Origin of the sequence: uncultured Tateyamaria sp. (assembly GCF_947504105.1) — a bacterium.
Lineage (GTDB): Bacteria > Pseudomonadota > Alphaproteobacteria > Rhodobacterales > Rhodobacteraceae > Tateyamaria.
This window is the reverse complement of record NZ_CANNGP010000029.1, coordinates 13,494-35,772: the sequence shown is the minus strand read 5'-3', so window position 1 is coordinate 35,772 and position 22,279 is coordinate 13,494. Positions and strand designations below refer to the sequence as shown.

Annotated in this window: 22 protein-coding genes; 13 read left to right on the top strand and 9 right to left on the bottom strand. The window is 60.5% G+C overall.

Annotated features, from left to right (window positions below; genetic code table 11):
* The 4 genes from Q1A75_RS16375 to Q1A75_RS16360 form a co-directional block, all read right to left on the bottom strand.
* The gene (locus Q1A75_RS16375; RefSeq protein ID WP_299552500.1) at nucleotides 1-1,260 is read right to left on the bottom strand and encodes an Hsp70 family protein; all 1,260 of its coding nucleotides are present in this window, start codon (nucleotides 1,258-1,260) and stop codon (nucleotides 1-3) included.
* A gap of 97 nt (nucleotides 1,261-1,357) precedes the next feature.
* A complete protein-coding gene (locus Q1A75_RS16370; protein ID WP_299552503.1) occupies nucleotides 1,358-3,529 on the bottom strand; it encodes an esterase-like activity of phytase family protein in 2,172 nt (723 codons plus the stop codon).
* 85 nt (nucleotides 3,530-3,614) lie between these two features.
* Complete coding sequence (locus Q1A75_RS16365) at nucleotides 3,615-4,583, bottom strand: threonine dehydratase (protein WP_299552506.1); 969 nt, start codon at nucleotides 4,581-4,583, stop codon at nucleotides 3,615-3,617.
* Nucleotides 4,584-4,601: 18 nt separating this feature from the next.
* Entirely contained in the window at nucleotides 4,602-5,432 is an 831-nt protein-coding gene (locus Q1A75_RS16360; RefSeq protein WP_299552509.1) for a polyhydroxybutyrate depolymerase, read from the bottom strand.
* A 164-nt stretch (nucleotides 5,433-5,596) separates the two neighbouring features.
* On the opposite strand from Q1A75_RS16360, the gene Q1A75_RS16355 reads away from it, so the two are divergent.
* Complete coding sequence (locus Q1A75_RS16355) at nucleotides 5,597-5,887, top strand: hypothetical protein (RefSeq protein WP_366142213.1); 291 nt, start codon at nucleotides 5,597-5,599, stop codon at nucleotides 5,885-5,887.
* Here Q1A75_RS16355 and Q1A75_RS16350 read toward each other — a convergent pair whose 3' ends face one another.
* Both Q1A75_RS16350 and Q1A75_RS16345 read right to left on the bottom strand, forming a co-directional pair.
* Nucleotides 5,888-6,553, bottom strand: a complete 666-nt coding sequence (locus Q1A75_RS16350) for a L,D-transpeptidase (RefSeq protein ID WP_299552515.1) — start codon at nucleotides 6,551-6,553, stop codon at nucleotides 5,888-5,890.
* A gap of 108 nt (nucleotides 6,554-6,661) precedes the next feature.
* The gene (locus Q1A75_RS16345; protein WP_299552518.1) at nucleotides 6,662-8,137 is read right to left on the bottom strand and encodes an NAD-dependent succinate-semialdehyde dehydrogenase; all 1,476 of its coding nucleotides are present in this window, start codon (nucleotides 8,135-8,137) and stop codon (nucleotides 6,662-6,664) included.
* Between the two features lie 78 nt (nucleotides 8,138-8,215).
* On the opposite strand from Q1A75_RS16345, the gene Q1A75_RS16340 reads away from it, so the two are divergent.
* The 5 genes from Q1A75_RS16340 to Q1A75_RS16320 all read left to right on the top strand — a co-directional run bounded on the left by Q1A75_RS16340 (nucleotide 8,216) and on the right by Q1A75_RS16320 (nucleotide 13,445).
* Nucleotides 8,216-9,007 (top strand): alpha/beta hydrolase, encoded by a 792-nt coding sequence (locus Q1A75_RS16340; protein ID WP_299552521.1) that lies wholly within the window; start codon nucleotides 8,216-8,218, stop codon nucleotides 9,005-9,007.
* A gap of 98 nt (nucleotides 9,008-9,105) precedes the next feature.
* Entirely contained in the window at nucleotides 9,106-10,314 is a 1,209-nt protein-coding gene (locus tag Q1A75_RS16335) for an aminopeptidase P family protein (protein ID WP_299552523.1), read from the top strand.
* A gap of 234 nt (nucleotides 10,315-10,548) precedes the next feature.
* Nucleotides 10,549-11,625, top strand: a complete 1,077-nt coding sequence (locus Q1A75_RS16330) for a hypothetical protein (RefSeq protein WP_299552525.1) — start codon at nucleotides 10,549-10,551, stop codon at nucleotides 11,623-11,625.
* On the top strand, nucleotides 11,622-12,014 hold the full coding sequence (locus tag Q1A75_RS16325) for a hypothetical protein (protein ID WP_299552527.1): 393 nt from the start codon (nucleotides 11,622-11,624) through the stop codon (nucleotides 12,012-12,014). Before Q1A75_RS16330 ends, Q1A75_RS16325 begins: the two co-directional genes overlap by 4 nt.
* 309 nt (nucleotides 12,015-12,323) lie before the next feature.
* Nucleotides 12,324-13,445: a hypothetical protein gene (locus Q1A75_RS16320; RefSeq protein ID WP_299552529.1), complete on the top strand. Its 1,122-nt coding sequence runs from the start codon at nucleotides 12,324-12,326 to the stop codon at nucleotides 13,443-13,445.
* Nucleotides 13,446-13,510: 65 nt separating this feature from the next.
* Here Q1A75_RS16320 and Q1A75_RS16315 read toward each other — a convergent pair whose 3' ends face one another.
* Nucleotides 13,511-13,804 carry a hypothetical protein gene (locus tag Q1A75_RS16315; protein ID WP_299552531.1) on the bottom strand — a complete coding sequence of 98 codons (294 nt, stop codon included), beginning with the start codon at nucleotides 13,802-13,804 and terminating at the stop codon, nucleotides 13,511-13,513.
* 101 nt (nucleotides 13,805-13,905) lie between these two features.
* Here Q1A75_RS16315 and Q1A75_RS16310 point away from each other — a divergent pair, with 101 nt between their 5' ends.
* The 7 genes from Q1A75_RS16310 (at nucleotide 13,906) to Q1A75_RS16280 (ending at nucleotide 19,407) form a co-directional block, all read left to right on the top strand.
* Nucleotides 13,906-15,840 (top strand): ATP-binding protein, encoded by a 1,935-nt coding sequence (locus tag Q1A75_RS16310; RefSeq protein WP_299552533.1) that lies wholly within the window; start codon nucleotides 13,906-13,908, stop codon nucleotides 15,838-15,840.
* Nucleotides 15,841-15,902: 62 nt separating this feature from the next.
* Nucleotides 15,903-16,367, top strand: a complete 465-nt coding sequence (locus Q1A75_RS16305; RefSeq protein ID WP_299552535.1) for a hypothetical protein — start codon at nucleotides 15,903-15,905, stop codon at nucleotides 16,365-16,367.
* Nucleotides 16,368-16,566: 199 nt separating this feature from the next.
* Nucleotides 16,567-16,860, top strand: a complete 294-nt coding sequence (locus tag Q1A75_RS16300) for a hypothetical protein (RefSeq protein ID WP_299552536.1) — start codon at nucleotides 16,567-16,569, stop codon at nucleotides 16,858-16,860.
* Nucleotides 16,857-17,153, top strand: coding sequence for a hypothetical protein (locus Q1A75_RS16295; protein WP_299552538.1), 297 nt, complete (start codon nucleotides 16,857-16,859; stop codon nucleotides 17,151-17,153). Before Q1A75_RS16300 ends, Q1A75_RS16295 begins: the two co-directional genes overlap by 4 nt.
* Entirely contained in the window at nucleotides 17,150-18,481 is a 1,332-nt protein-coding gene (locus tag Q1A75_RS16290; RefSeq protein ID WP_299552540.1) for a DUF6638 family protein, read from the top strand. The genes Q1A75_RS16295 and Q1A75_RS16290 overlap by 4 nt, the downstream gene beginning before the upstream one ends.
* A 4-nt stretch (nucleotides 18,482-18,485) precedes the next feature.
* Entirely contained in the window at nucleotides 18,486-18,749 is a 264-nt protein-coding gene (locus Q1A75_RS16285; protein WP_366142212.1) for a hypothetical protein, read from the top strand.
* A 10-nt stretch (nucleotides 18,750-18,759) separates the two neighbouring features.
* Nucleotides 18,760-19,407, top strand: coding sequence for a DUF1523 family protein (locus Q1A75_RS16280; RefSeq protein WP_299552542.1), 648 nt, complete (start codon nucleotides 18,760-18,762; stop codon nucleotides 19,405-19,407).
* A gap of 84 nt (nucleotides 19,408-19,491) precedes the next feature.
* On the opposite strand, the gene Q1A75_RS16275 is transcribed toward Q1A75_RS16280, so the two are convergent.
* Together Q1A75_RS16275 and Q1A75_RS16270 are read right to left on the bottom strand one after the other, a co-directional pair.
* Nucleotides 19,492-20,610 (bottom strand): class I SAM-dependent RNA methyltransferase, encoded by a 1,119-nt coding sequence (locus Q1A75_RS16275; RefSeq protein ID WP_299552544.1) that lies wholly within the window; start codon nucleotides 20,608-20,610, stop codon nucleotides 19,492-19,494.
* A 51-nt stretch (nucleotides 20,611-20,661) separates the two neighbouring features.
* Nucleotides 20,662-22,239 carry a DUF5928 domain-containing protein gene (locus Q1A75_RS16270; protein ID WP_299552546.1) on the bottom strand — a complete coding sequence of 526 codons (1,578 nt, stop codon included), beginning with the start codon at nucleotides 22,237-22,239 and terminating at the stop codon, nucleotides 20,662-20,664.
* Between the last annotated feature and the right edge of the window lie 40 nt (nucleotides 22,240-22,279).

Here is a 22,279-nt window from a genome sequence, read left to right as displayed (position 1 = left end):
TCATGTCACCACTGGCGCATCATGCCGATCGGCAGCCAGCGCCAACCCATCCGCCACCGCCGTAAACACCTCTGAAAACGAATGCCGCGCGTCGGGAAAGCTCTCGCCCATTGTGTCCGTCACCATCGACATCAGGCTGGACCCACCGACGTAGATCACCTGATCGATCTGTCCTGCCTCTATGCCCGCCATCTCCAACGTCTCGGCCACGCCAAGGCGCAAGGCGGCGGCATGGGGGTCAAGGATGCCGCGCAACGCGTCCACTGGCAGGGCGGCAGTCAGGCCGCTTGCCACCTGAGCCAGCGCAATCACCGCATCGTCGCGCCCGGAATTGGCATCGATCTTGCCCTGCTCCACGGCAAAGGCGACATCGTGGCCCAATTCATGCTCCAGCACCGTGCCCAGCCGCCCCATCTTGTCCCGTTCTTCTGACAACTGCAGCATGTCGCTGACCATCCGGCGTGTCTTGGCGGTGTAAAGGAACGGGATCTTCTCCCATGTCGCCAGATCGTTGAAGATACCCTTGGGCGCGGGCAGGGTCCCCGGCCCCATGGCATTGCGGATCAGGGTGCCTGCCCCAAGCAGGGGCATGACACGGTCGATGCTGATCGAACGGTCAAAGTCGGTGCCGCCAATCCGCACCCCGTGATTGGCGAGGATCGTCACGCCATCATTGCCGGTACGAAAGACCGAAAAGTCGGACGTCCCGCCGCCAATATCCACGATAAGGCCCGTCGCACCGGGATGGTCCAGCGCACCCGATGCAATCGCTGCGGCCTCCGGCTCGGGCAGAAACGACACGTCGCTAAAGCCCGCCGCCAGATAGCAGGCGCGCAAATCCGCCTCGGCCTGCGCCTCACGCGGATCATTGGTGCCATGAAAAACCACGGGCCGCCCGGACAACGCATGGTCAAAGGGGTGTCCCGCCTCCGCCTCAGCCCGCCGTTTCACTTCGCGCAGAAAGCGCGCGATGATGTCGACAAAGGTCATCCGCGCGTTCAGCAGCTGCCGCTTTTCATGCATGATCGATGTGCCCAGCACGCGCTTGAGCGCCCGCATGAACCGCCCCTCGATCCCATCAAGCAGCGCATCGTTTGCCGGATGCCCCATCAGCATCTTGCGCGCGTCATAGTCAAAGAACACGGTCGTCGGCAGGGTCGTTTCCCCCGGCGCCATGGTCACCAGATGCGGCTTGCCGTCCTGGACATAGCCCGCGGCTGAATTCGAGGTGCCGAAATCAATGCCCAACGTGTGTGCCATACCGTCCCCCTGACCATGCGGAAAGGCGCGGGGTGTATGCGCAAAGAAAAAGGGCGTCAAGCGGATGCCTGACGCCCTTCCAGATCATGCGTTTGGGTCAGTTCACCTGGCCGATGGAAAAGAACATCGTCTCGCCCGAATGGTCGTCGACCCTGTCATTGTCGGTCGAAATCCATGCGGTGCCATCGGATGTGATCGCCAGCCCTTCGACCTTGTCCAGCACATAGCCGCCCGTTGATGTCAGGTCGGGGATCAGGTCGCGCACCTCTTCCTTGCCGACCACGGGCAGCTCACCACCCAGGGGCGCAGGCTGCATGTCGGCCAGCGGCACGCGGTAGACCTTCTTGGTGACCGCCTCGATCCCATGCAGGTTGTCGCGCTCAACGATATAGACGTAATCGCCATGCGCCACGATCTCGGACAAGCCGACCCAACCCTTGGCGGGCTCGGCCTTGGGGTAATGGACGGCACCCCATTCCTCGGTCTCGATATTGTAGGCCACCAGCTTCACATGGTTTGCCGGATCATCCTTCCATTCGCGCTGCACAGCCATCCACAGGGTGTCGCCGATCTTGGTGATCCCTTCAAAGCCAAAGCGTTTCTCGACCGCCATCAGTTCGGGCGGCAGGCCGATTTCCGCATCGATGCTGCCATCGGCTGCGACCTTGTAGATCGCGTGCGGAATGACCCGATCCGTGCGCCCCTCGGACGCGATCCAGAACGCATCGCCATCCAGCGTGATACCTTCCATGTCCAACTTCTGCGCCGGGCGGCCTGCGCGGGTCACGTCGATGGCCTCGACGATCCGGGCTGGGGTCTGGGACGGGTCGATTTTGAAGATGCGCGGCTGAAAGCCGTAGAAGCTGTCGGACACGGCATAGATCATGCCATCCTCATCCGCGACCATACCCGACAAGGCACCCCAGCCGGTCAACTCCTCCATCCCTTCCGAGGTCAGGTGGGGATAGGCTGCCGGACCTTCGCCAAACTCGTACAGCATGACATGCGCCCGGGCGCCGCCATCCTCGATCAGGTCGCTTTCATTGGCCGACACCAGCAGGTTGCGCGCGGGGATCGTGACGTAGCCTTCTGGCCCAACACCCGAAGGCAGCATCTGCTTGAGTATAGGCGCCGCAGGATCGGTCACATCATAGACCCCCACGATTGAACCGCGCTCGGACCCCACAAACACGAAAGGCGTGCCATCGAATTCCGCAAAGGTCACGCTTTCCGGCTCAACGCCCTTGGCGTCCGACCGCTTGTCCGGGTAGTGCCCGATCTGGACAAGCGCATGTTCAAAGCTCACGCCGCTTTCGTATACAACCCGCCCATCCTTGCGGAAGATCGTCCAACCCCGCGATCCGCCCTGGTAGTCGCCCTCGTTGGCGGTGGCGAAATGCTCGTCATCAATCCACGTCACCGCATCGGGTTCACGCAGACGGCCCATCTGGCTCTCGGTAAAGATAAGCGCGCCACGTTCATCCGTGGCGTCGATCCCCTCAAGGTCCACGGCACCGGCGGGGAAATGGTTCACAATCGTTCCGTCGCGGGCAACAACAACCATGTGGTTGTTTTCTTGCAGGGTCACCACCGTCTCGCCCAAGGCGTTGATCGACACATATTCCGGCTCGGGGTCGCTGGGCGCTATTTCGGCCAAACCAGCCAGGTCCACATATTGCAGTGACGCGCAATCCAAATTGCCATCAACCATGTTCACCAGCACCACACCACCGCCGGGCAGTTGCGGGATCACACCGTCGTTCAGGTCCTCGTCCCGCTCGTTCTCAATCGCCACGGCGATAAAGGACCCGTCTGGGGCCTTGGCCACGCTGTCGGGCTGACCCGGCAGATCGCAACTGGCCAATTCTGTCCCCGCGGGGACTGCCAGCGCCATCAGCTGACCCGACGGTTCGGTTAACGACACAGAAGTGTTGATGCCGACAAAAGCGGTCGAGCCGATCACGGCAACGCTCGTCGGTTCGCCATCTAGCGCAATGTTGCCCAGCGGGGCAGGGGCCGCCGGGTCGGTGATGTCCACCAGCCCCAAGGCTTTAAGCGGGCTGTCGGTGTAAACCAGCGTCATGCCATCGGCTGTCACGTCGATGATCTCGGGCGATGTTTCGCGCGATGTGTCCTCGCCCTCGGCCATGTTGGTCACGACTGGGAAAGACGCGATGCGGTTGAAATTCTTTTCGGCATGGCCGTCCGCAGCAGCGGCACCTGCAATCAGGGCCAGGGCCGAGGTCATGCACATAAGGGGTTTGGTCATCAGACACTCCATCGGGATCAAATCCCGCACGAAGTGGCGCGTTTGCTTGACGCAGACGTAACAGTGATATGTCAGTTTTGTAAAATCAGACCTGCGGCGTGTGGCCGTCCAGAACGGTCCGGAACCAGCCGGTGTCGATATTGCCGCCACACAGGATGACTCCCACGGACTTGCCCACCATCTGCGCACGCTCCTGCATCAACCCGGCCAATGGGGCGGCCCCTGCGCCCTCGGCCACGTTGTGGGTCGCGGTAAAGTAGAGCCGGATCGCCTCCGCCACCTCGTCATCGCTGACCGCAAGGATGCGCTCGGCGCCCTTGGAATAGGTGTCGAACGCCTCTTGCACAGGCACGCGCACAGCCATGCCATCGGCAAAGGTCGCGGCTGAATTCGTCTCGACCAACCGCCCCGCCTCGACCGACAGTTTCGCGGTCTGCGCCTGATCCGACACCACGCCAACCACCTTGGTCGACAACCTCAGCGCGTCGCGCGCCATGATCGTCCCGCAAATGCCCGACCCGCAGCCAATGGGTACATAGACGGTGTCCAGATCGGGCTGTGCACTGAACAGCTCATAGGCATAGGTCGCAACACCGCGCACCAGCTCGGGGTGATAGGGGGGGACAATGAACAGCCCCTCTTCGTCGGCCACGCGATAGGCTTCCACACGCGCCGTATCGAAGTCGTCGCCAAACTCGATCAACTCCGCGCCAAAGGCTTCCATGGCCGCGTTTTTCTCGACCGAGTTGCCACGCGGGACATAGACTTTGGCCGTCAACCCGGCATTCGTCGCGGCCCAAGCCTGCCCCTGTCCATGATTGCCACGCGTCGCGGTGCAGATACCCGGCACATCCGGGTGCGTGCGCACCAGCCAGTCCATGAAGGTCAGCGCGCCCCGCACCTTGAAGGCCCCGGTGGGCGTGTGGTTCTCGTGTTTCACCCACACTTCGGCCCCCGTGGCGGCACTCAACAATGGCCAATGGTGCTGCGGCGTTGGAGCCATGCGGGCGTGGACAAAGGCGGCGGCAGTCTCAAGATCGGAACGGGTCAGCATGGGCGCATCTGACCCCGATCACCCCTCGGCGTCCAGCCCCTTGCCCTCGAACCAGTCCATGACGCGCGTGGCCCAGCCCTGCGGCGCGCCATGCCCACCCTTGTGCAGCATCAGGCGGATGTCGCCAGCGGCGCAATCGGTCCAGTGGCGGAACCACAGATCGCCCTCGAAACTGTTGCGTTCAGGCTGGCGCGCGTCACAGCCATTGGTCTCGCGCAGGATTTTCAACGAGGCCCAGACATCGCCCTGCACCACCGCCCCATCGGCAAAGGAGCGTCCTTCGAGAGGGACAGTCCGATCATTCCACCCATGGGTATGAAACAGGCGCACCGGGGCCGCACACTCAGTCGGCAGATCGTCCCAGAATGCACCCGCAAGCGGGGCATAGGCATCGGCGAAATCGGGCATCTGGCACGCCATGTCCCAGACAAAGGACCCGCCGCGCGAAAAACCGGCCAGCAGCACCGTGCCCCCCTCCAGCCCGGTGCGCGCGCGCACATCGGCCATCACCTCGGGCAGAAACCCGAAATCCTGCCGGTCATAGTCCAGGTTCTTGCCCCGCACCGACCAGTCCTGCTTGAACCGACGGGTCGGCTGATCGCCATCGGGGGCCACAAAGACATAGCCGCGCGCCAACGCCTCGCGTGCGAGGCCGGAATTGAGCAATCCGCGCCCCCGCCCTCCACCGCCATGCAGATGCATGACAATGCCCCGCGGCGCTGCCACCTCGGGGACGGCCATATGGTAATTGCCGCTGGGCAGGGCACAGGGGTCATCACGCCCCCCGCAGGCCAACGCGGGCAGCGGGAACAGGACAAGGGCAAACAAGGCGGCAAGGAAACGGGACATGGTTGCGCTCCGGGTGTTGGGTCCCGCCAACACACAGGAATCGTTGCGGGCGCGCAACTCACGTCAGCGTCAGATGATCAGCCCGTTGCAGGCGCGGGCACATGCCACGATAAGAGGGACAGACGCTTGGCAAAGACCAGCGACCAATGTCACGGGGGATGGACATGAAACGGACCGGAGTGATGCTTGCAGCGGCAATGATAATGCTGGCCGCCTGTGACGAGACCACGCAATCAGGCGCAGCAGGCGGGCCTTTCCTCTCGCCCCTGCCAGAGCGCATCCTGACACTGGCCGATCCAAAACAGGACCTGAACGCGGTCAAGGTCGACCCCGCTGATGGGTGCCTTGTCTACCGCCATGTTGGCCCGGTCGAAACGACCTTCTTGCCGTTGCGCACCCGCGAGGGGCGCCCCATCTGCACGCAAGTAGAGGCAGAAGCGACGCCCGCAACCTGATCAGCTGGCCGCCGTGACGCCGTCTTCGGACGGGTAAAGGAAGGCGGTCGCGCCGGGTGTTACGCTCGGGTAAAGCTGGTTGATATGTGCCATGATCATGCGCACGCAGCCCGAACTGGCGCGCCCACCGATCGATCGTGGATAGGGTGTGCCATGAATGCGCAAATACGTGTCGCGATTGCCGACAAATAGGTAAAGCGCGCGCGAACCGAGCGGGTTCGTGGGGCCGCCATTCATCCCATCCGCATGTTTTTCGAACAGGTCCGGGTCGCGTTCGATCATCGCTTTGGTCGGCGTCCATGTCGGCCACTTGGTCTTGCGCTTGATCGTGTAGGTGCCCGGTTCATAAAGGTTGCCCCGCGCAATGGCCGCGCCATAGCGCATCGCGGTGCCGTCCGCCTGAATGTGGTAAAGATAGCGGGCCACGGCATCGACGTGGATATCGCCCGGCGCCAGCCCGTCATTGGCCTGCACGCGCTGCGGCAGGAAGCGACGGTGCACACCCCAGGGGTTCGATGTTGTCAGGTCGAAATTGGCAGGGGTGACCTGAGAGTCCCACGCTGACCATTTTGATTGATCGGAAATGGGGCGTGCCAATGCAGGCCCCGCAATGGGTGCCGAAAAAAGGGCAGCCGTCGTCATCACGAAATGGCGTCTCGTCAACATGGATCAAAGTTCCTCGCACTGAATTTCACTATCTTATGTCAGCCGCCGCACCTTGGGCAAATGGCGTACGTCCCGGTCACGTCGATGTGACCAGCCATGGATCACACCCTAGACGCTCATGCAGATATATTTCATTTCCAGATATTCCTCGATCCCGTGATGTGACCCCTCGCGGCCCAAACCGGATTGTTTGATGCCCCCAAACGGAGCGACCTCGGTCGAGATGATGCCGGTGTTGACCCCGATCATCCCGTATTCCAGTGCTTCGGCCACCTTGTAGACCCGGCTCAGATCGTTGGCATAGAAATATGCAGCCAGACCAAAGATCGTATCGTTGGCCATCGCAATCACATCATCCACGTCCTCGAATTTAAAGAGCGGCGCGAGGGGGCCAAAGGTCTCTTCATGCGCCACTTTCATGTCCTGGGTCACGCCGGTCACGATGGTGGGCTCCAGGAATGTGCCGCCCAGCGGATGGACCTTACCGCCCGTCAGGATCGCGCCGCCGTTTTTAATGACATCTGCCAGATGGTCCTGCACCTTCTCGACAGCCTTGTCGGCGATCAGCGGTCCGGTCGTGACACCGTCCTCAAACCCATCGCCAACTTTCAGCGCCTCTACGGCTGTTTTCAATTTCGCGGCAAAAGCGTCATAGACCCCGGCCTGCGCGTAAATCCGGTTGGCACAGACACAGGTCTGGCCTGCATTGCGGAACTTGCAGATCATCGCACCCTCTACGGCGTCATCCAGATCGGCGTCGTCAAAGACAATGAAAGGGGCATTGCCGCCAAGTTCCATTGAACACTTCATGACCTGATCGGCGGCTTGTTTCAGCAGAATGCGACCGACCTGGGTCGACCCCGTAAAGGTCAGTTTGCGCACCGCTGGATTCTCGCAAAACTCCTTGCCGGTTTCAGAGGCGTTCGAGGTTGTAACCACCTGGAACACACCGGCAGGAAGCCCCGCCCGCTCGGCCAACACGCCCATGGCGATGGCAGACAGCGGGGTCAATTCAGCCGGGCGGGCGACAAAGGCACAGCCTGCAGCCAGCGCTGCCGCAGCCTTGCGGGTGATCATGGCGTTGGGAAAGTTCCACGGTGTGATCGACGCGGCCACGCCAATGGGCTGTTTCATGACCGTGATGCGCTTGTCCCGCTGGTGACCCGGGATCGTCTCGCCATAGATGCGCTTTGCCTCTTCTGCAAAGAACTCGACGAATGACGCGCCATAAGCAATCTCGCCCTTCGCCTCGGCCAGGGGTTTGCCCTGTTCCGCCGTCAGGATAGTGCCCAGATCGTCCTGATGTTCCATCATCAACTCGAACCACTTGCGCAGCGCGGCTGCGCGTTCCTTACCGGTCCAGGATGCCCAGTCTTTCTGAGCTGCGTCTGCCCCGGCGATGGCTGTCGTCACCTGTGCCCGGCTCAGGTCTGCGACCTCGGCCACCACGTCGCCGCGCGCCGGGTTGGTCACATCGAACGTGCCTTCATCTCCGCCGATCCACGCACCATTTACATAGGCTCGGGTTTCCAGAAGCGAGGGGTCTTTCAGCATGGATGTGAGGTCGGTGATCTGATCAAGCATGGTGCGTCCTTTTCGGGTCTGTTGCATGTCAAACAACACGGGGTAGGCTTGTCCAGTTCCAAAGTCAGGAGGGACATGATGCCAGACATGGACGATGCCTATGCCAACGGGGCCCATATCGACGGCGCTGCCGACTATCCACCGCGCTGGGCAGAGACCGCACAGGCGTTTCGGGACAGCCTTGGCGCGCGGGCGCGTCTGAATCTTAGTTATGGCCCATCAGAGCGGATGGCCCTCGATCATTTCCTGCCCGAGGGAGAGGCCAAGGGCACGCTGATCTTTGTACATGGGGGCTATTGGCTCAAGTTCGACCGGTCATATTGGTCGCATCTGGCGGCGGGCGCGTTGGCGCGGGGGTGGTGCGTGGCAATGCCCTCTTATGATCTGTGTCCGACCGTGCGGATCGCGGGGATCACACAGCAAATCGCGCAGGCCGTGATGGCAGTGGCCGAGGGCAGCATGGGGCCGATCAGCCTGGCCGGTCATTCGGCGGGCGGGCACCTTGTCGCGCGCATGCTTGCGCCCGGTATGTTGCCTGCATCCGTTCTGTCGCGGCTCACCCACGTGATGCCCATCTCGCCCGTGTCCGACCTCGAACCGCTGCTGGAAACGTCGATGAACGCAGATTTCGGCATGGATGCCGCAATGGCACGCGCCGAAAGCCCTATGCGCCAACCAAAACCCGACACGCCCGTCACGGTGTGGGTCGGGGCGGACGAGCGGCCTGTTTTCCTTGATCAGGCGCGTTGGTTGGCCAAGGCATGGGGCGCCGATCATGTCGTCACCAAGGGCGAACACCACTTCAACGTCATCGATGCACTGGCGAACCCGGACAGTGGCATGATCCAGCGCTTGACGACAACACCGTGACGCGCCAGATGTGACGTGGCCGTGGGCGATGGCGTCGCCCGCATTTCCAGCCCAAACTGTCCTGAACGCCGGGACCTTTCTGCAAAGGAGGGTCAAGGATGACCGCTCGCCCCGATTTTTACCGCTTTCACAACGGCACCAAGGACGCATTGCCGTTCGACGCCGCCGAATATGACGCGCGCCTGACCGAGCTGCGCGAACGGATGGAGGCGCAAGGCGCCAGCGCCGCCGTTTTCACCTCGATACACAATGTCGCCTACTACTCCGGGTTCCTTTACTGTGCCTTTGGCCGCCCCTATGCCTGTGTCGTAACCGAAGACGCCTGCGTGACCATCAGCGCGGGCATCGACGCGGGCCAACCCTGGCGGCGCAGCCACGGCGACAACATCACCTATACCGATTGGCAGCGCGACAACTTCTGGCGCGCCGTGCGCGAAGTGACGGGCGAAGGGGTCGTGATCGGTGTCGAATCCGACCACCTCACGCTGCTGCAACAGGCCAAGATGGAGGATTTCCTGAAGCCTGTCGTTACCGTCGACCTTTACGAAACCACGATGACCCAACGCATGCACAAATCCGAGGCCGAAATCGCCCTGATTCGCCACGGCGCGCAGGTGGCTGACGTAGGCGGCTACGCCGTGCGCGATGCGATTAAGGCGGGTGTGCGCGAGATTGATGTGGCCATGGCGGGCCGTAATGCGATGGAAATGGAAATCGCCAAACGCTTTCCCGATGCCGAGTATCGCGACACATGGGTGTGGTTCCAATCCGGGATCAACACCGATGGCGCACACAACCCGGTCACGGGCCGCGTGCTGGAACGGGGCGATATCCTGTCCCTGAACACCTTCCCCATGATCTCGGGCTATTACACGGCGCTGGAGCGGACGCTCTTTGTCGAAACGGTGGATGACGCCAGCCTGCAAATCTGGAACCACAACGTGGCCGCGCACGAACTGGGCATGTCCCTGCTGAAACCCGGTGTAACCTGCGCCGAAGTCACCGAAGGCGTGAATGCCTATTTCCGGGAACATGACCTGCTGCAGTATCGCAGCTTCGGATACGGACACTCTTTCGGTGTGCTCTCGCACTACTATGGCCGTGAGGCAGGGCTGGAACTGCGCGAAGACATCGACACGGTGCTGGAACCGGGGATGGTCATCTCGATGGAGCCGATGCTGACCATTCCCAACGGGCAGCCCGGCGCCGGCGGCTATCGTGAGCACGACATCCTCGTGATCACCGAGGACGGTAACGAGAACATCACCGGCTTTCCCTACGGACCGGACAGCAATGTCGTTGGCTGACAGGTGCGGCGGGTCCTGTCCCGTCACGCATTTGCACCGCTCAGCAGGGCGGACCACTTCACATGTGGGCGACGAAAGCACAGGCTTTCGTCGCTAATCTGCATTCGATACAAGCCTGCCTTTCCTTGACGCTGTGTTTTTGCAACTATCCACTCAAATATGAACGCAGACAGATGTAAATGGGTGTTACATTGCCTATATCTGTCGCAACGCATTGAGTGGAAAGGACATTTCATGGCGGATTTCGCGAGCCAGGTTGAGGAATCTCAATCCCAGGTGGCAGAGGCGCAAGAAAAGATCGCCGAACTGACCAGCCGGATCGAAATGGCGCGCGCCAAGATGAAATCAGGCGATGACATTTCGATGGATATCGAAAATGCCACGCTGGAAGACGTACATGCCCATACTGACGTGATGAACGCCAACATCGCAGAGCTGATTATGGGCCTCGACGACGTGACCGCCGCGTTCTCCAAGGATTTTGACGAAATGCGGTCCAAGACGGGCTGGGAAAGCCTTGTTGGCATCTTTGCCAAGGCCAAGTCGGAATCCATGCGGCAGGAACGTGTGCGCGCGGCGTCGATTGACGACAAGCTGCAGGACCTGATCTCGAAATCCGACGTCATCGTGCAACTGCTGCAAGGCCAGCTGACCATGCTGGAAGAGCAGAAAACCAAGGTCGAAGCGAACCTGACCGAAACGCTGGACGAGCGCGAATTCACCGTGCAGGAACTGTCGGCCCTGCAAGGGGACATCCAGGCGATGGACCCACAGATCATCACGCTGGAAAACAAGATCGCGTCCGAAACCGACGCCGCCAAGCGCACCGCGCTTGAGACGGAACTGGCCGACATGAACTCGAAATACAACGAGATGGTGCAGGACGAACAGGTCAAGGTGGCCCAGTCCCAGACCCTCGAACGCTATATCGAGAAGGGTAAAACCTGGGTGGACTCGCTCCAGAACCAGGCTGCAACCCAGATGGTGCTGATCAACAAGCTGCAAACAGACACCAAACAGCGCGTGGTGCTCTATGATGCGCTCACGAAGTCGCTGAAAACGGCCCAGCAACAGGACGTCGCCCACCGCATCAACGAGATCGGCGTGAAGACGGACCAGGAAGCGCAAACCGCCATGGCCGGGATCGGTGCCGCCACCAACGCCCGCATGGCCGACATGCTGGAAGCACACGAAGACCAGATGGTCTTTGCCCGCGACGTGCTGGAGCAGAAGGCGAAAGCAGATGAACGCTTCGCGCGGCGCTTTGCCCAGATCGTCGAGAAGCACGACAGCAACGCGTATGGTGCATGATCTACATTAATCCGCTGCAGTTCAGGTCAGGTATGGTGACTGGCGCAGTCTGGTTCTTGGCGGCGACTTTTTTCGTCAGCCTGCTTGTTTTTACTGGGGGAGAACGTGAGGTGCACAGCGACATCCCTGCACTGAAACGGGCTTTTAATGACCCAAGTTTCGGAAACTATATCTCCGTGATTTTCTTGTGCGGAGTCGGTGCCTTTTTTGGTTTCATTCACGGTTTTATGATGCGACCCATACGCCAGACTAATCTTTTGGCAGCGTCTAATCCGAAGTCCAAAGGTGTTTTTTTCAAAAACGTGCAGCATAGTTTTTGGGACAAGCATGTTCACCGGTTAAATGCTGATGGAACGGACATGATAGCCTCAACTTCAAATGATGACTGACGATGATTAGGAATTGGCCTTTTACGCCCGGCGGCAGCGCCGGGCAGCTCCCGACCGCCTACTCAGGCGCTGTTTATATCCAGACCCGCGGTCGTGGGCTGCCCTTAGCTTTTGCGGATGCCGAGGCCCGCCTATGAATTTGAAAGTTGCATCTATCGTTGTGGGTATTCTGGGTATTCTCGCTGCCAGTAAATTTGGTGCTGCATGGTGGGCCTTTGTTCCGTTCATTGCTCTGGTGTTGATAGGGCTACTTCTGTTGGGTGCTTTCAATATGGACGCGGACAGGTCCGGACTTGGTGGGCATGACCGATGAACCGAAGCAAACACGAAACCTCCGGCCTCACCGACCTCTTCGCCTCGCGCCGCTACTTCAAGAAATTCGAAACGATCACCGGGCACCTCGCCCGCGTGGCAGGTGTGATGGAAGCCGAAGGCGACCTGAACCGGGATGAGGTAAAGATCCTCACCCGCTACATCGCCGAACTGACCTTCACCTTCCGCGCGCTCAGCCAGAAGTACCTGCTGGTCGGCCGCGACACCGGCCGCTTCTTTGGCAGCCTCGCCATCGACACGCGCTACAGCGGCTTTCCGGCGGCTGAAGAGCTGCTGACCATGGCCTCCGACGCGTTGCAGGCCGACCGCCATCTTGATCGCATCGAAACCGCTGATGAGCTGAAAAAGCAGATGGTCGAGGTCATCATCGGCGATCGCCAGGTGCCTACGAAACTGCAATTCGCCCTATCCCAGCGGCTCTACTACGAAGACCTGCAAAAGGGACAACTCTTCTGGCCTCGCAACGACCCACAGATCGTCTGGACCGGCAACCTGAGTGACGACCGCCGCAGCTTCCGCATCCACTGGGCCGTCTATGACACCGAATTGAACCTGCCCGTCATCTACATGATGGAGGTCGAGGACACAGGCCGCACCGCCCTGCCCAAGGACCCCCGCCGCTGGCCCGAAGCCCAAGCGCACCTGATGGCCCAATCGCTTGGCAAGCTGAAGCTGGTCACCATCGCCAAAGGGTTCGACGAGGATTTCGACGACATCCACCCCAAACGCCTGCGCCGCTTCTATGCGGGGCCGATGTATTCCTCGGCCTTCACGGAGCAATCGGGGCCGATTCTAGATGTTTTGAAAGCCGCGCGTGCGCCCGCAGGTCAGGACTGGGCGCTGGTCTGGACCGAAGAAGACCTGCACTCCGAACGCGTGATCGAAGAACGCTCGGGCTGGTTCTCGTCCGTCGAACGCGAGGTCTTTGCCCTCGACCCCTTCTCGGGCCGCGGCGCTGACCTCGGGGCCACACGGATGGAACGCAGTATCGTCCTACCCCAACGCGCCTTTCAGGCGCTCGAAGAAATGAACCCGCCCGGCTTCGGCTCCGTCCGCAAATTCGTGGTCAGCCCGTCGGGGCGGGTGCTGAGATACTGAGGGAGGGGTGCATGGCAGATCGGCCCTCCGGGGGGGATTTTTTTGAAACAGGGAAGGGGCGGGGCCTAGGCTGCATAACTCTTTTTGTCGTTTTGCTTGGTGTTGCCGGTTGCAGTGTCAATGTGCGACCGACGGCAGAGAGCATTGCAAACCGATTGGAACTTCGGGGAGATGATGGATTGCAGGCGTTCCTGGAGCGGCGTGGTTTTGCGCCCAGAAGATTTGGAAAAAACCATCCGTACAATGAGACCCACAAATGTGTTGAGAAAGCCAATAGCACCGCCATGCTGTGGGTTGGTGGTGTCGACGTCGTGCGCGTCTGTCACGAGATCGATACGGACCAGATCGAGGTCCTTCATTTTCAAACTCACGGTATAGCCCCAGTCCTATATTCCTATGATCCCGAGACGGGACGCGTTGTCTGTGAAGACAAAACCGACATCATAAAGAGGTGCCCGGAATGACCCAAACCGCCGACCAAATGGAACTGCGCGAGGCCGAGATCACGGCACATTACCCCATGGCCCTGTCCATGCTCCAAGGCTTCGACCATGCGCCCCGCATCGGCAAGGGCAAGGACGCGCCGCAAGCCGAACGCTCCTCTGGCATCGGCACCCGCCGCCGCTTCCGCACCACCACGCCGGGCCTAGTCACCCGCCGCACCGTGCCCACCGGGGCCGTGCAGTTGATGGCAACCATCGAAGGGGCGGATGACGACGATGCGCTGATCTCACCCGTGCAAGCCACGGCCCTCAATGCCCTGCGTCGCGCTCTCTCCATCGCGCTTGCGGTGGCCGAAAACTATGCCTCCGTCTCGGGTCTTGGGGACCTCAAACGCGCCAACCTCGAAGGGGCACTACCGGCCGCCCGCAAGACCGAGTTTGCCGAATTGCTGGCGGCTGAGGCGCTGATCACCCTCTACGTCTTCGGCAACGCCACCGCCTACCTGCTTTCTGCCCACCAGACCGAAGTCACGGCAGAAGTCGGCGAGGTCGAGGAGATCCTCACCGACAACGGCCAGACCGCCCTCCACGGCGCCCTTTGGGAACTGGATCAGGACATCGCCACGCACGCCCCCGACGACACGCACCTTGTCGCCACCATCACCGCCTTTGCCGAGGCGCTGATGGAAAAGGTCTCCCTGCGCGCCCAGAACGCCCCGCGCCTTGCCCCGTTCACCGGTGCCAGCTGGCACGTGGAGGCCGATGACTTCACCGTCCAGGGCTTCACCCCCGCGACCAAGGCCAAGACCCAGACCCTCACCATGACCTTTAAAAAACCGCATGAGGTCGTGGGCAATCACATCGCCAAATACCAGGCCATGAAGCTCGCCAAGATGCTGATGGCCTATGATTTCGACCGGCGGCTCAACCCCTTTGCCGAACTGGGTGGCTTCATCTTCACCTTCATGGGCGACGGCGCTCCGGGGACGGGCAAGACCACGCTGATCCAGATGATGGCCGGGCTGATCAACGACTATTGCAGCGTCGCGGGCTATGCCTTCCGCTACCAGAACCTGAGCACCGACAATATCGACAGCTATCAGGGCAAGTCGGGCCAGAACGCCAAGGCATTCATCAATAACGTGATCGACCCGAACGTCATCGGCTTCGGCACCATCGACGATATCGACCAGCTTGCGGGCAAGCGCGGCGACCGGCAGTCGTCGGCGGGCCAATTGGAAATAACGGCGGTGCTGATGGAGAGCTTTGCCGGGGCCAACACTGTCGTGCGCGGCAATTGCACCTTCGGCATGTTCTCGAACTACCCCGAGAATGTGGACGACGCCCTGCGCCAGCGGGCTGGGGCGCGGTTCCTCGTGGATGGCCCGCAAACGCGCGACGATTACATCGACATCCTCGCGCTCCTGATGGGCAAGAACCACGACATCCCCATGGGCGCGCACGAACTGTTCTCGGCTCAAGAGATCAAGAAGGCCGTCGCCGCCAGCTTCGACAGCCACTCCCGCCCGCACGAACCGGGGCTGATGGAGGTTTTTGACCGCGTGCATTCGGATATCGGTGAGTTGGATACGATTGCAAAGCTCGGCACTTATCTGAAGGGCATCCAGCAAGCGGACGAGCGGTTCACGGGTCGGGCAATCAAGAACATCACGGATGCGGTCAAGGTGCGGGCAATGGATTTCGAACTGCCCGACGAATGGATGGAGACGCCTGAGCTGTTCCTGTTCAAAACCTATTACGAGAAGAAAGCGATGATCGAAGAGCTGCGCGTGCCGATCACGGTCGACATGGTGGTGCAGGAGATCAACCGGTACGCGGATTCTGAGTTCCGGTACGCGGACAAGTCGGATGAAGTGGCGATTGACGCGATGGTGCGCGACTTCGGAAGGCAGGAAGAGGCGAAGAAGCGGTATTTGGGAGGGAAGGGGTGAAGGACCGAGGCCCTTTTCACAGTGCCGATACTGTGGGCGGATGGACCAACCATTTCCTCCGGATGAAACGCCTGAAGGAAAGAGCGGAAGCGAGTGCGCGATATCCGGCGAGTAAAGACGACCCGAGTATAAGAGGTGACGATGACTTCCTTTGTTACTGCCTGTGGGCTCATTCGATGCGGGAGTGGATACGTCATGATTGTCCAAAAATTGCGGAAGACTTGGACAAGCAGCTCTTTCAAGAAATGGCGTGGGATATGTGCCGCGGAATTGCAAATCGTGTAAGGCACTTTGATCAGTTGAAGTTCCCTCCGAAGGACAAGTATTGGAGGCTCTTCTGCACTTACGACCCACTGGCGAAAATCTACTCGAATGAGGCGCAAATTGAATGGGTTCTCTACTATAACAAGCGCAGATACACCGTTTCGTCAGTCATTCGAATGATAGACGAGATGTGGGCGAATGCCCTGGCTTCTATTGGTCTTGATCCAAATGAAGTGCCGGACGAGATGAGGGTCAGCAAATGATTGCAAACGTCAGCCGGGCCGTGCCCGACCTCGGGTGGGCGTGCGCAGCCTCAGGGCGGGGCGAGGCAAGGGCAGTACGCAATACTGCTACTCGGTGCGTAACATCAACAATGCGCCCTCCCGGGGGGGAGGTCGGGCGCGGCCCGGCGATGCCGGGCACCTACAGTTCGAGTGATGCACCAGTTTTGGAGGATGTGCTTTGATACTTTGGATTATCACAGCCGCCGCCCTCATCCTCGGCACCGTCCTCCCCCTCCACCGGGCCCTCCTCGGCTTCCTCGCCGCAACCGCCCTCCTGTTCCTCACCCAAGCCGCCATCCACACCGCCTTGGGCTTCGAAGGCACGCCACTCTCTGAAACCATGCTGCTCTTCAACAACTCCTGGCCTGCCTATATCGGCTACAACCTCCAGATCACCTTCCGCAGCTTCGCCCTGCCGCTTCTGTCCCTAGCGACACCGCTGATCTTCCGCCTCGGCAGGGTCGCGCCATGATCGTCACCGGTATCATCGCCATGGGCCTTGTCGTGGCCGCCGCATGGGTCCTGCCTGCGATGCTCAAACGTGCACTCCCGCTGCCCGACTTCCTGTTTGGCATGCTCTGCACCAGCATCATCATCGGTATCGCGGCCCTCCTCGTGCTTGTTATCCAAGCCATGGGCCTGCCGCTCCCCATCCTCGGCCCAAGCGGGGAAGCCGGGTTTGCCAACGCGCTCCTGTCGCTCAGCATGCCCAGCGTCGGCGTGCTGGTCGTGCGGCTCGCGCAACTCAGAAGGGACCGCTCATGATCCGCCTCATTCAACGTGGCCTGATGTTCGGCAACCTGTTCCACGTGGCCTCGCCCGCGCTGGTCGAACGCTACAACCGCGCGCTTGAACACCTGACAGGCAAGCGCACCGCGCTCACCGATTTCTACATCGACATCTCCGGCTACTCGCCCGAGGTCGGCAACGAGCTGAACGATCCGCTCTACCTCAACCACAACGGGGTCAACCGGCAGTTCATCCTGCTGTCGACCGAGCAATGCAAATGCCCGCTGCTCGATGCGAAATTCTCCACCTCGCATGGCATCCTCAAACGGTTCATCGCGGAAAACGAGGCTGCCCTCTTTGCCCTCACCGCCCGCGATGCCGTGGCGGGGGAACTTGTAAACACGGTCTACGACATCTCTCAGCCCGCGCGTCTCTTTGACTTGCGCGCCATCACGGTCGAGGCGGACACGACCCGGGGCACGGTGCGCAATGCTGACACACTGGCGGGCAAGGTCGACAGGTTCCTGAGCGAAGACGACGCGTGGTTCGATGACGTGCTGATTGGCGAGATGATCCAGCTTGCCGGGCAAACGGGCGATGTGACCCGCAACCCGGTCAAGCTGAAACCGCTGAAGATGGACAAGGGCAACTTCTGGACCGCGCATTTCGGCGGGCTCTACATCTTCCAGACGCTCGACCACCCGGCCACCATTGCAGCGGGGGACAAGCCCGAAGGTGTGCCGACCAAATACACATTCGACCTGACCGACCGGAACCGGATCGCCAAATTCCTCGAATACAACGATCTGGTTGAACCGGTGGTGAAGGCGCGCGGCATCAACGGGACCGCAATCCTGCGGCAGAAGATGGACTTCATTCTGGTCTCGACCGTGACAGAGGCGGGCGTGGACTTGGCCGGAACAAGCAGACGTGACATGCGCAGGCTGGCCCGCGAACATGCGCACCTGCTGCCGGATGATTTCCGCGGGCTGGCCGATCTGGTCAACTGGGCCGAGAACGGGGGCAAGTGGCCGCGGATCAGCTCGGAACATCCCGCCTATTTCTACACGCTGCGCGCAGCCGACACGCCGGATGCCGATCTCGTGAACATGCTGCTGGCCGAGCTTTGCCCGCGCGACGTGCGCCAGCTCTTTATCTGCCACAAACAGGCGTTCTATGCGGCCTATGCCACATGGCCCGAGGCGAAAAAGGAATATGTCGCGCAATATCTCGAAGCCGAGTACAAGGCCGACAAGGTTGGCGCGCGGCAGGCTTTGTTTGGTCACGACGCGCCCATGGACCCGGCCCCACAGCCCCGCGACCTGATCGCGCGGGTTGGCCCCTGGGGCGCGGTGAGGAGGTAAGATTATGGTATTGGCCCGACTGTTCCTGATCGCGTTTGTCGCGCTGACGGTGATCTATGTCTGTCTGTCGCTCTACTCTCGGGCGCGGGCGCGCGACCGGCTGGAAGAGGAATGGGATACCGGCGACAAGCCCGGCCCGCGCGAGGCCTACGTGCAAGACGGGCTGGCCGACTACAATGGATCGCTCAGGCGCAAGCTGATCCTCGGGGTCTATATCGTGCCGATCTTCCTTGTGGGGTTGATCATTTATCTTGTGAATTTCGCCTGAAGGGGACGTTATGCGTTACATCGGCTGGACATTACTGATTGCCTTCTGGGTCGTGGTGGGGGCGTTCCTGCACTACACGCTGCCCCAGCGTGACATCGTGCGGATCGTGAACACCTATGAAGAACGGCAAGAACTTGGGGACTGGACGCGCATGTTCTGGTCCCGGCCCGACACGCAGTCCGATGGGCTGATCAACCGGGATGTGCAGTTCATCCAGACGGTACGCGCCAACGGGCGGCCCATGGTGTACCGGAACGAAGATACAGGCTGGAGCTGGCCACCCTATTTCAAGTTCGACACCTCGAACCTCTACACCGAGGCGGCGGATTCCGTTTCGACCCGGGGTGCACCGGAATGGTATCTGCTGACGCATTATGGATGGCGGAACGAGTTCCTGACGATTTTCCCCAACGCGATATCCTTGCGTCAGATCGAGGGGCCGGATGCGTCCAAGGGTATTCCGTGGGTCAATATCCTGGTCCTGATGGTCATTGCTGCGATTTTCTACGCGATCTGGGTGCGCTGGCGGCGCTTCCGCAGGTCACGGATCGATCCGCGACTGGAAGAGATTCAAGACAGCTGGGAAGCGGCAGGCGATGCCGTGTCCGAGCGGCGCGGCCGCATCCGGCGCTGGTTGGACACGTGGAAATCGAAATAGGGCGGAGGACACCTCCGCCTTGCAGGTGAAATGCCCCGTAAGGCGGATCTTGATCCGCCGCGCCCGGCGCAGGACACCTGCGCCTTACGGCAAAGGTCCGGTGCGCCACAGTTTCACCCGCAACCCGCCATGGGCGATGCTTGGTCCTTCGGGTTCAAACGGCAAACCGGTTGCTTTCGCCAATGATGCCTCGCTGGTCACAATGCCCACGTGCCAGCCCGAAAACCGTTCTGCCAGCACCTGTCCCAACCGGCCATAGACGGGGTAAAGCGCCTTTTTGTTGCCGATCCGCGCGCCGTAGGGCGGGTTCACGATAACAAGGCCGGGCGGCCCATCGGGCGGGGTGATATCGCCCGCACTTCCCTGATCAAACTGGACTAAATCTGCCACCCCAGCCCTTTCGGCATTGGCTTGCGCCATGGCAATGACGCCCTGATCCCGGTCCGATCCGGTAAGGCGCACCTCAGGTGCGCCCCGCCGCTCAAACGTGCGCAGGTCCGACACAGTGCCTACGTCAAAGCCAGCAAGATGCTCAAAGGCAAAACTCCGCGCCCGCCCGGCCTGCAACCCGGCAGCGATCTCTGCGGCTTCGATGACAAAAGTGCCCGATCCGCACATCGGGTCAAAAACCGGCTGCGTCCCGTCATAGCCGCATTGGCGCAGAAACAGCGCAGCCAGCGTCTCGCGCATGGGGGCCTTGCCCACCGCTTCCTTGTGGCCGCGTTTGTGCAAAGGCTCGCCAGACGTATCCACACTGATCGTCACCCGGTTGTCGTCAATGCGTATCTTCAGGGTGATGGGCGCGTCGCTTGCCACGGTCATGCCCGCGCTTTCAACCAAAGCTGTTTCAATTCGCTTGGTCGCAGCACCGGCATGATAAATCTTGGATTTGCGCGAGGTCGCAACCTCAACCCGCACAGGCACATCCGGGCGCACCACCTCTGCCCATGGAAACTTGCGGGCCCGCTTGTCCAGCTGGGCCAGATGGAACGCCATGAAGGACCCCATGCGCCACAAGACCCGCGTTGCACCGCGCAGCTCAAGATTGGCGCGCCAAATCTCGGGCCACCCGCCACCGATATGAACGCCACCCGGTGTCACGCCTTGCACATCAAAGCCATGCGCGCGCGCCTCGCTGGCAAGCGTATCCTCCATCCCGGGCAAGGTGATGGCAAAGATCGGGGCTGTGGTTTGCGTGGACATGACAGCGTCTATAGGCAAGCGGCCCGACCAGTGCGACCGCAAAGCCGCAAACTAGTCCGAAAACAGGTAGTCGACAGACGCGATCTCGCGCGCCTTCTCAGGCGGGACGCTCAAAAAGCGAGACAGTGCAGACGCGTTGTCATCCAGATCCGCAATTTCCTGGATCCGATCCAAGTGTTCGAAATTCGCATCGCGGATGCGATCAGACTCGAACGTCATATCGTTGCGGATCGTGGGCAACAAACGTTCCAGCGTCTCGGTGCTTGTCTGTTCTCCGGCAAGCCCCACACGCATGGCATGCCCAATCAGGTAGTCATCGGAAAAAGCGCACTGAACTTCCAGCATCCGCGTGATTGACCGATCGCCCGCAAAGTCCTGCAACAGGTCCAGGTTGCCCGGATCCATGCAGACGATCAGACGATCAGTGTCAAAATAGTCAAACAGCATCCGCATCAACGCACGCCTGTGGCGCGTGCGCTTTTCCAAGGTTGTCTGGATGCCACCAAGATCGGGCAGAGGCGTATGCTCTTCGTTGAACAGATACTCGATTGCAGGAACATTGGTTGTGACCCGGATGCGTTCGAGCAGCCGCTTGGCAACGTGCCACTTCTTACAGACGATGATCAGCAGCTCGCGGTTACGCCCCAAGGTGCTTTCGGTTTCCCAGAACCGGGTCGCAAAACGGCGCCCGATCCGACCCCGTCCGGTCAGGAACTTGAACAGGCTCGCCCCTTCGTTCGAAATCTGGAACTGCACATTCTCCGCCGCATACAGCAGGCCAAGGCGGCGTTTCAGGTCCTTCGCTTCCGCGCTGATCTTGCGGGCAAACAGGAAATCCTGGCTCAGCAGCAGGTCATAGTGATCATCATAGAAGGTCACCGGCATGCCATAGTCCGTGAACATCAGGAAGGTCAGCGTCCGCGTCCGAATTTCCTCCTCCGGCACCACGTGGCGCACGATGGTCTGAAAGAATGTCTCGTCCGGAATCCAGGTCGTCCGGAAAAAGCGCATCACGTCCTTGCGCTGGCGGGTAAAGTCCAGGACCCATTCGATAGTCCGACGCCGCAGGCACCACCACTGGCTGCCAATCTGTACCTGTATATCGGCCGGAATTTCACGTTTGATCCCAAAGCGTTGCTGTAAATGGTAGCTGGTATAGAACCGCCATTTCTGGGTGCGTTCATTAAAGAAGTGGCGATAGATCAGCCGCTCTTCCTTCATCCCCGTCTTGATCCAGTCGCTCTCGAAGTAGTCGAAGCTCTCGATAAAGTCGGCGTCGTTGTCATCAAGAAAGCGGTGCGTGTACTCGGCAGATTTGATGGCCATGCAGTCGCCTGAAAGCATGTAGAAATGGGTCGCCCGTGGAAAGGCTTTCACCGCGCTTTCAACGGCGTATAACGTGGCCTGGACAAGGCTCCATTCGCCCCAGCCGCACTTGATGCGGCGATGGGAAAATGTCACATTTGAGTTGTCTTTGAGTGCTGACCTGATCTGGGCAAATGCGGCACCGCTGGCACGGGCATCGAAGTGGATGGCCATATAATCGCCCGCCGCCGTCAGACGCTCCGCCTGCTTGATGATGGCCTCCGGGTCTTTGTGACACAGCAGGATGTAGGCGATTTTTGCCATTTAGGAAACTTTACTGCCTCTTAGCACGCGATTGTTTACG

Bases quoted from the DNA above. Each gene is read 5' to 3' on its own strand.
- Q1A75_RS16375 (WP_299552500.1), bottom strand. From the start codon at position 1,260: ATGGCACACACGTTGGGCATTGATTTCGGCACCTCGAATTCAGCCGCG.
- Q1A75_RS16370 (WP_299552503.1), bottom strand. From the start codon at position 3,529: ATGACCAAACCCCTTATGTGCATGACCTCGGCCCTGGCCCTGATTGCA.
- Q1A75_RS16365 (WP_299552506.1), bottom strand. From the start codon at position 4,583: ATGCTGACCCGTTCCGATCTTGAGACTGCCGCCGCCTTTGTCCACGCC.
- Q1A75_RS16360 (WP_299552509.1), bottom strand. From the start codon at position 5,432: ATGTCCCGTTTCCTTGCCGCCTTGTTTGCCCTTGTCCTGTTCCCGCTG.
- Q1A75_RS16355 (WP_366142213.1), top strand. From the start codon at position 5,597: ATGAAACGGACCGGAGTGATGCTTGCAGCGGCAATGATAATGCTGGCC.
- Q1A75_RS16350 (WP_299552515.1), bottom strand. From the start codon at position 6,553: ATGTTGACGAGACGCCATTTCGTGATGACGACGGCTGCCCTTTTTTCG.
- Q1A75_RS16345 (WP_299552518.1), bottom strand. From the start codon at position 8,137: ATGCTTGATCAGATCACCGACCTCACATCCATGCTGAAAGACCCCTCG.
- Q1A75_RS16340 (WP_299552521.1), top strand. From the start codon at position 8,216: ATGCCAGACATGGACGATGCCTATGCCAACGGGGCCCATATCGACGGC.
- Q1A75_RS16335 (WP_299552523.1), top strand. From the start codon at position 9,106: ATGACCGCTCGCCCCGATTTTTACCGCTTTCACAACGGCACCAAGGAC.
- Q1A75_RS16330 (WP_299552525.1), top strand. From the start codon at position 10,549: ATGGCGGATTTCGCGAGCCAGGTTGAGGAATCTCAATCCCAGGTGGCA.
- Q1A75_RS16325 (WP_299552527.1), top strand. From the start codon at position 11,622: ATGATCTACATTAATCCGCTGCAGTTCAGGTCAGGTATGGTGACTGGC.
- Q1A75_RS16320 (WP_299552529.1), top strand. From the start codon at position 12,324: ATGAACCGAAGCAAACACGAAACCTCCGGCCTCACCGACCTCTTCGCC.
- Q1A75_RS16315 (WP_299552531.1), bottom strand. From the start codon at position 13,804: ATGAAGGACCTCGATCTGGTCCGTATCGATCTCGTGACAGACGCGCAC.
- Q1A75_RS16310 (WP_299552533.1), top strand. From the start codon at position 13,906: ATGACCCAAACCGCCGACCAAATGGAACTGCGCGAGGCCGAGATCACG.
- Q1A75_RS16305 (WP_299552535.1), top strand. From the start codon at position 15,903: ATGAAACGCCTGAAGGAAAGAGCGGAAGCGAGTGCGCGATATCCGGCG.
- Q1A75_RS16295 (WP_299552538.1), top strand. From the start codon at position 16,857: ATGATCGTCACCGGTATCATCGCCATGGGCCTTGTCGTGGCCGCCGCA.
- Q1A75_RS16290 (WP_299552540.1), top strand. From the start codon at position 17,150: ATGATCCGCCTCATTCAACGTGGCCTGATGTTCGGCAACCTGTTCCAC.
- Q1A75_RS16285 (WP_366142212.1), top strand. From the start codon at position 18,486: ATGGTATTGGCCCGACTGTTCCTGATCGCGTTTGTCGCGCTGACGGTG.
- Q1A75_RS16280 (WP_299552542.1), top strand. From the start codon at position 18,760: ATGCGTTACATCGGCTGGACATTACTGATTGCCTTCTGGGTCGTGGTG.
- Q1A75_RS16275 (WP_299552544.1), bottom strand. From the start codon at position 20,610: ATGTCCACGCAAACCACAGCCCCGATCTTTGCCATCACCTTGCCCGGG.
- Q1A75_RS16270 (WP_299552546.1), bottom strand. From the start codon at position 22,239: ATGGCAAAAATCGCCTACATCCTGCTGTGTCACAAAGACCCGGAGGCC.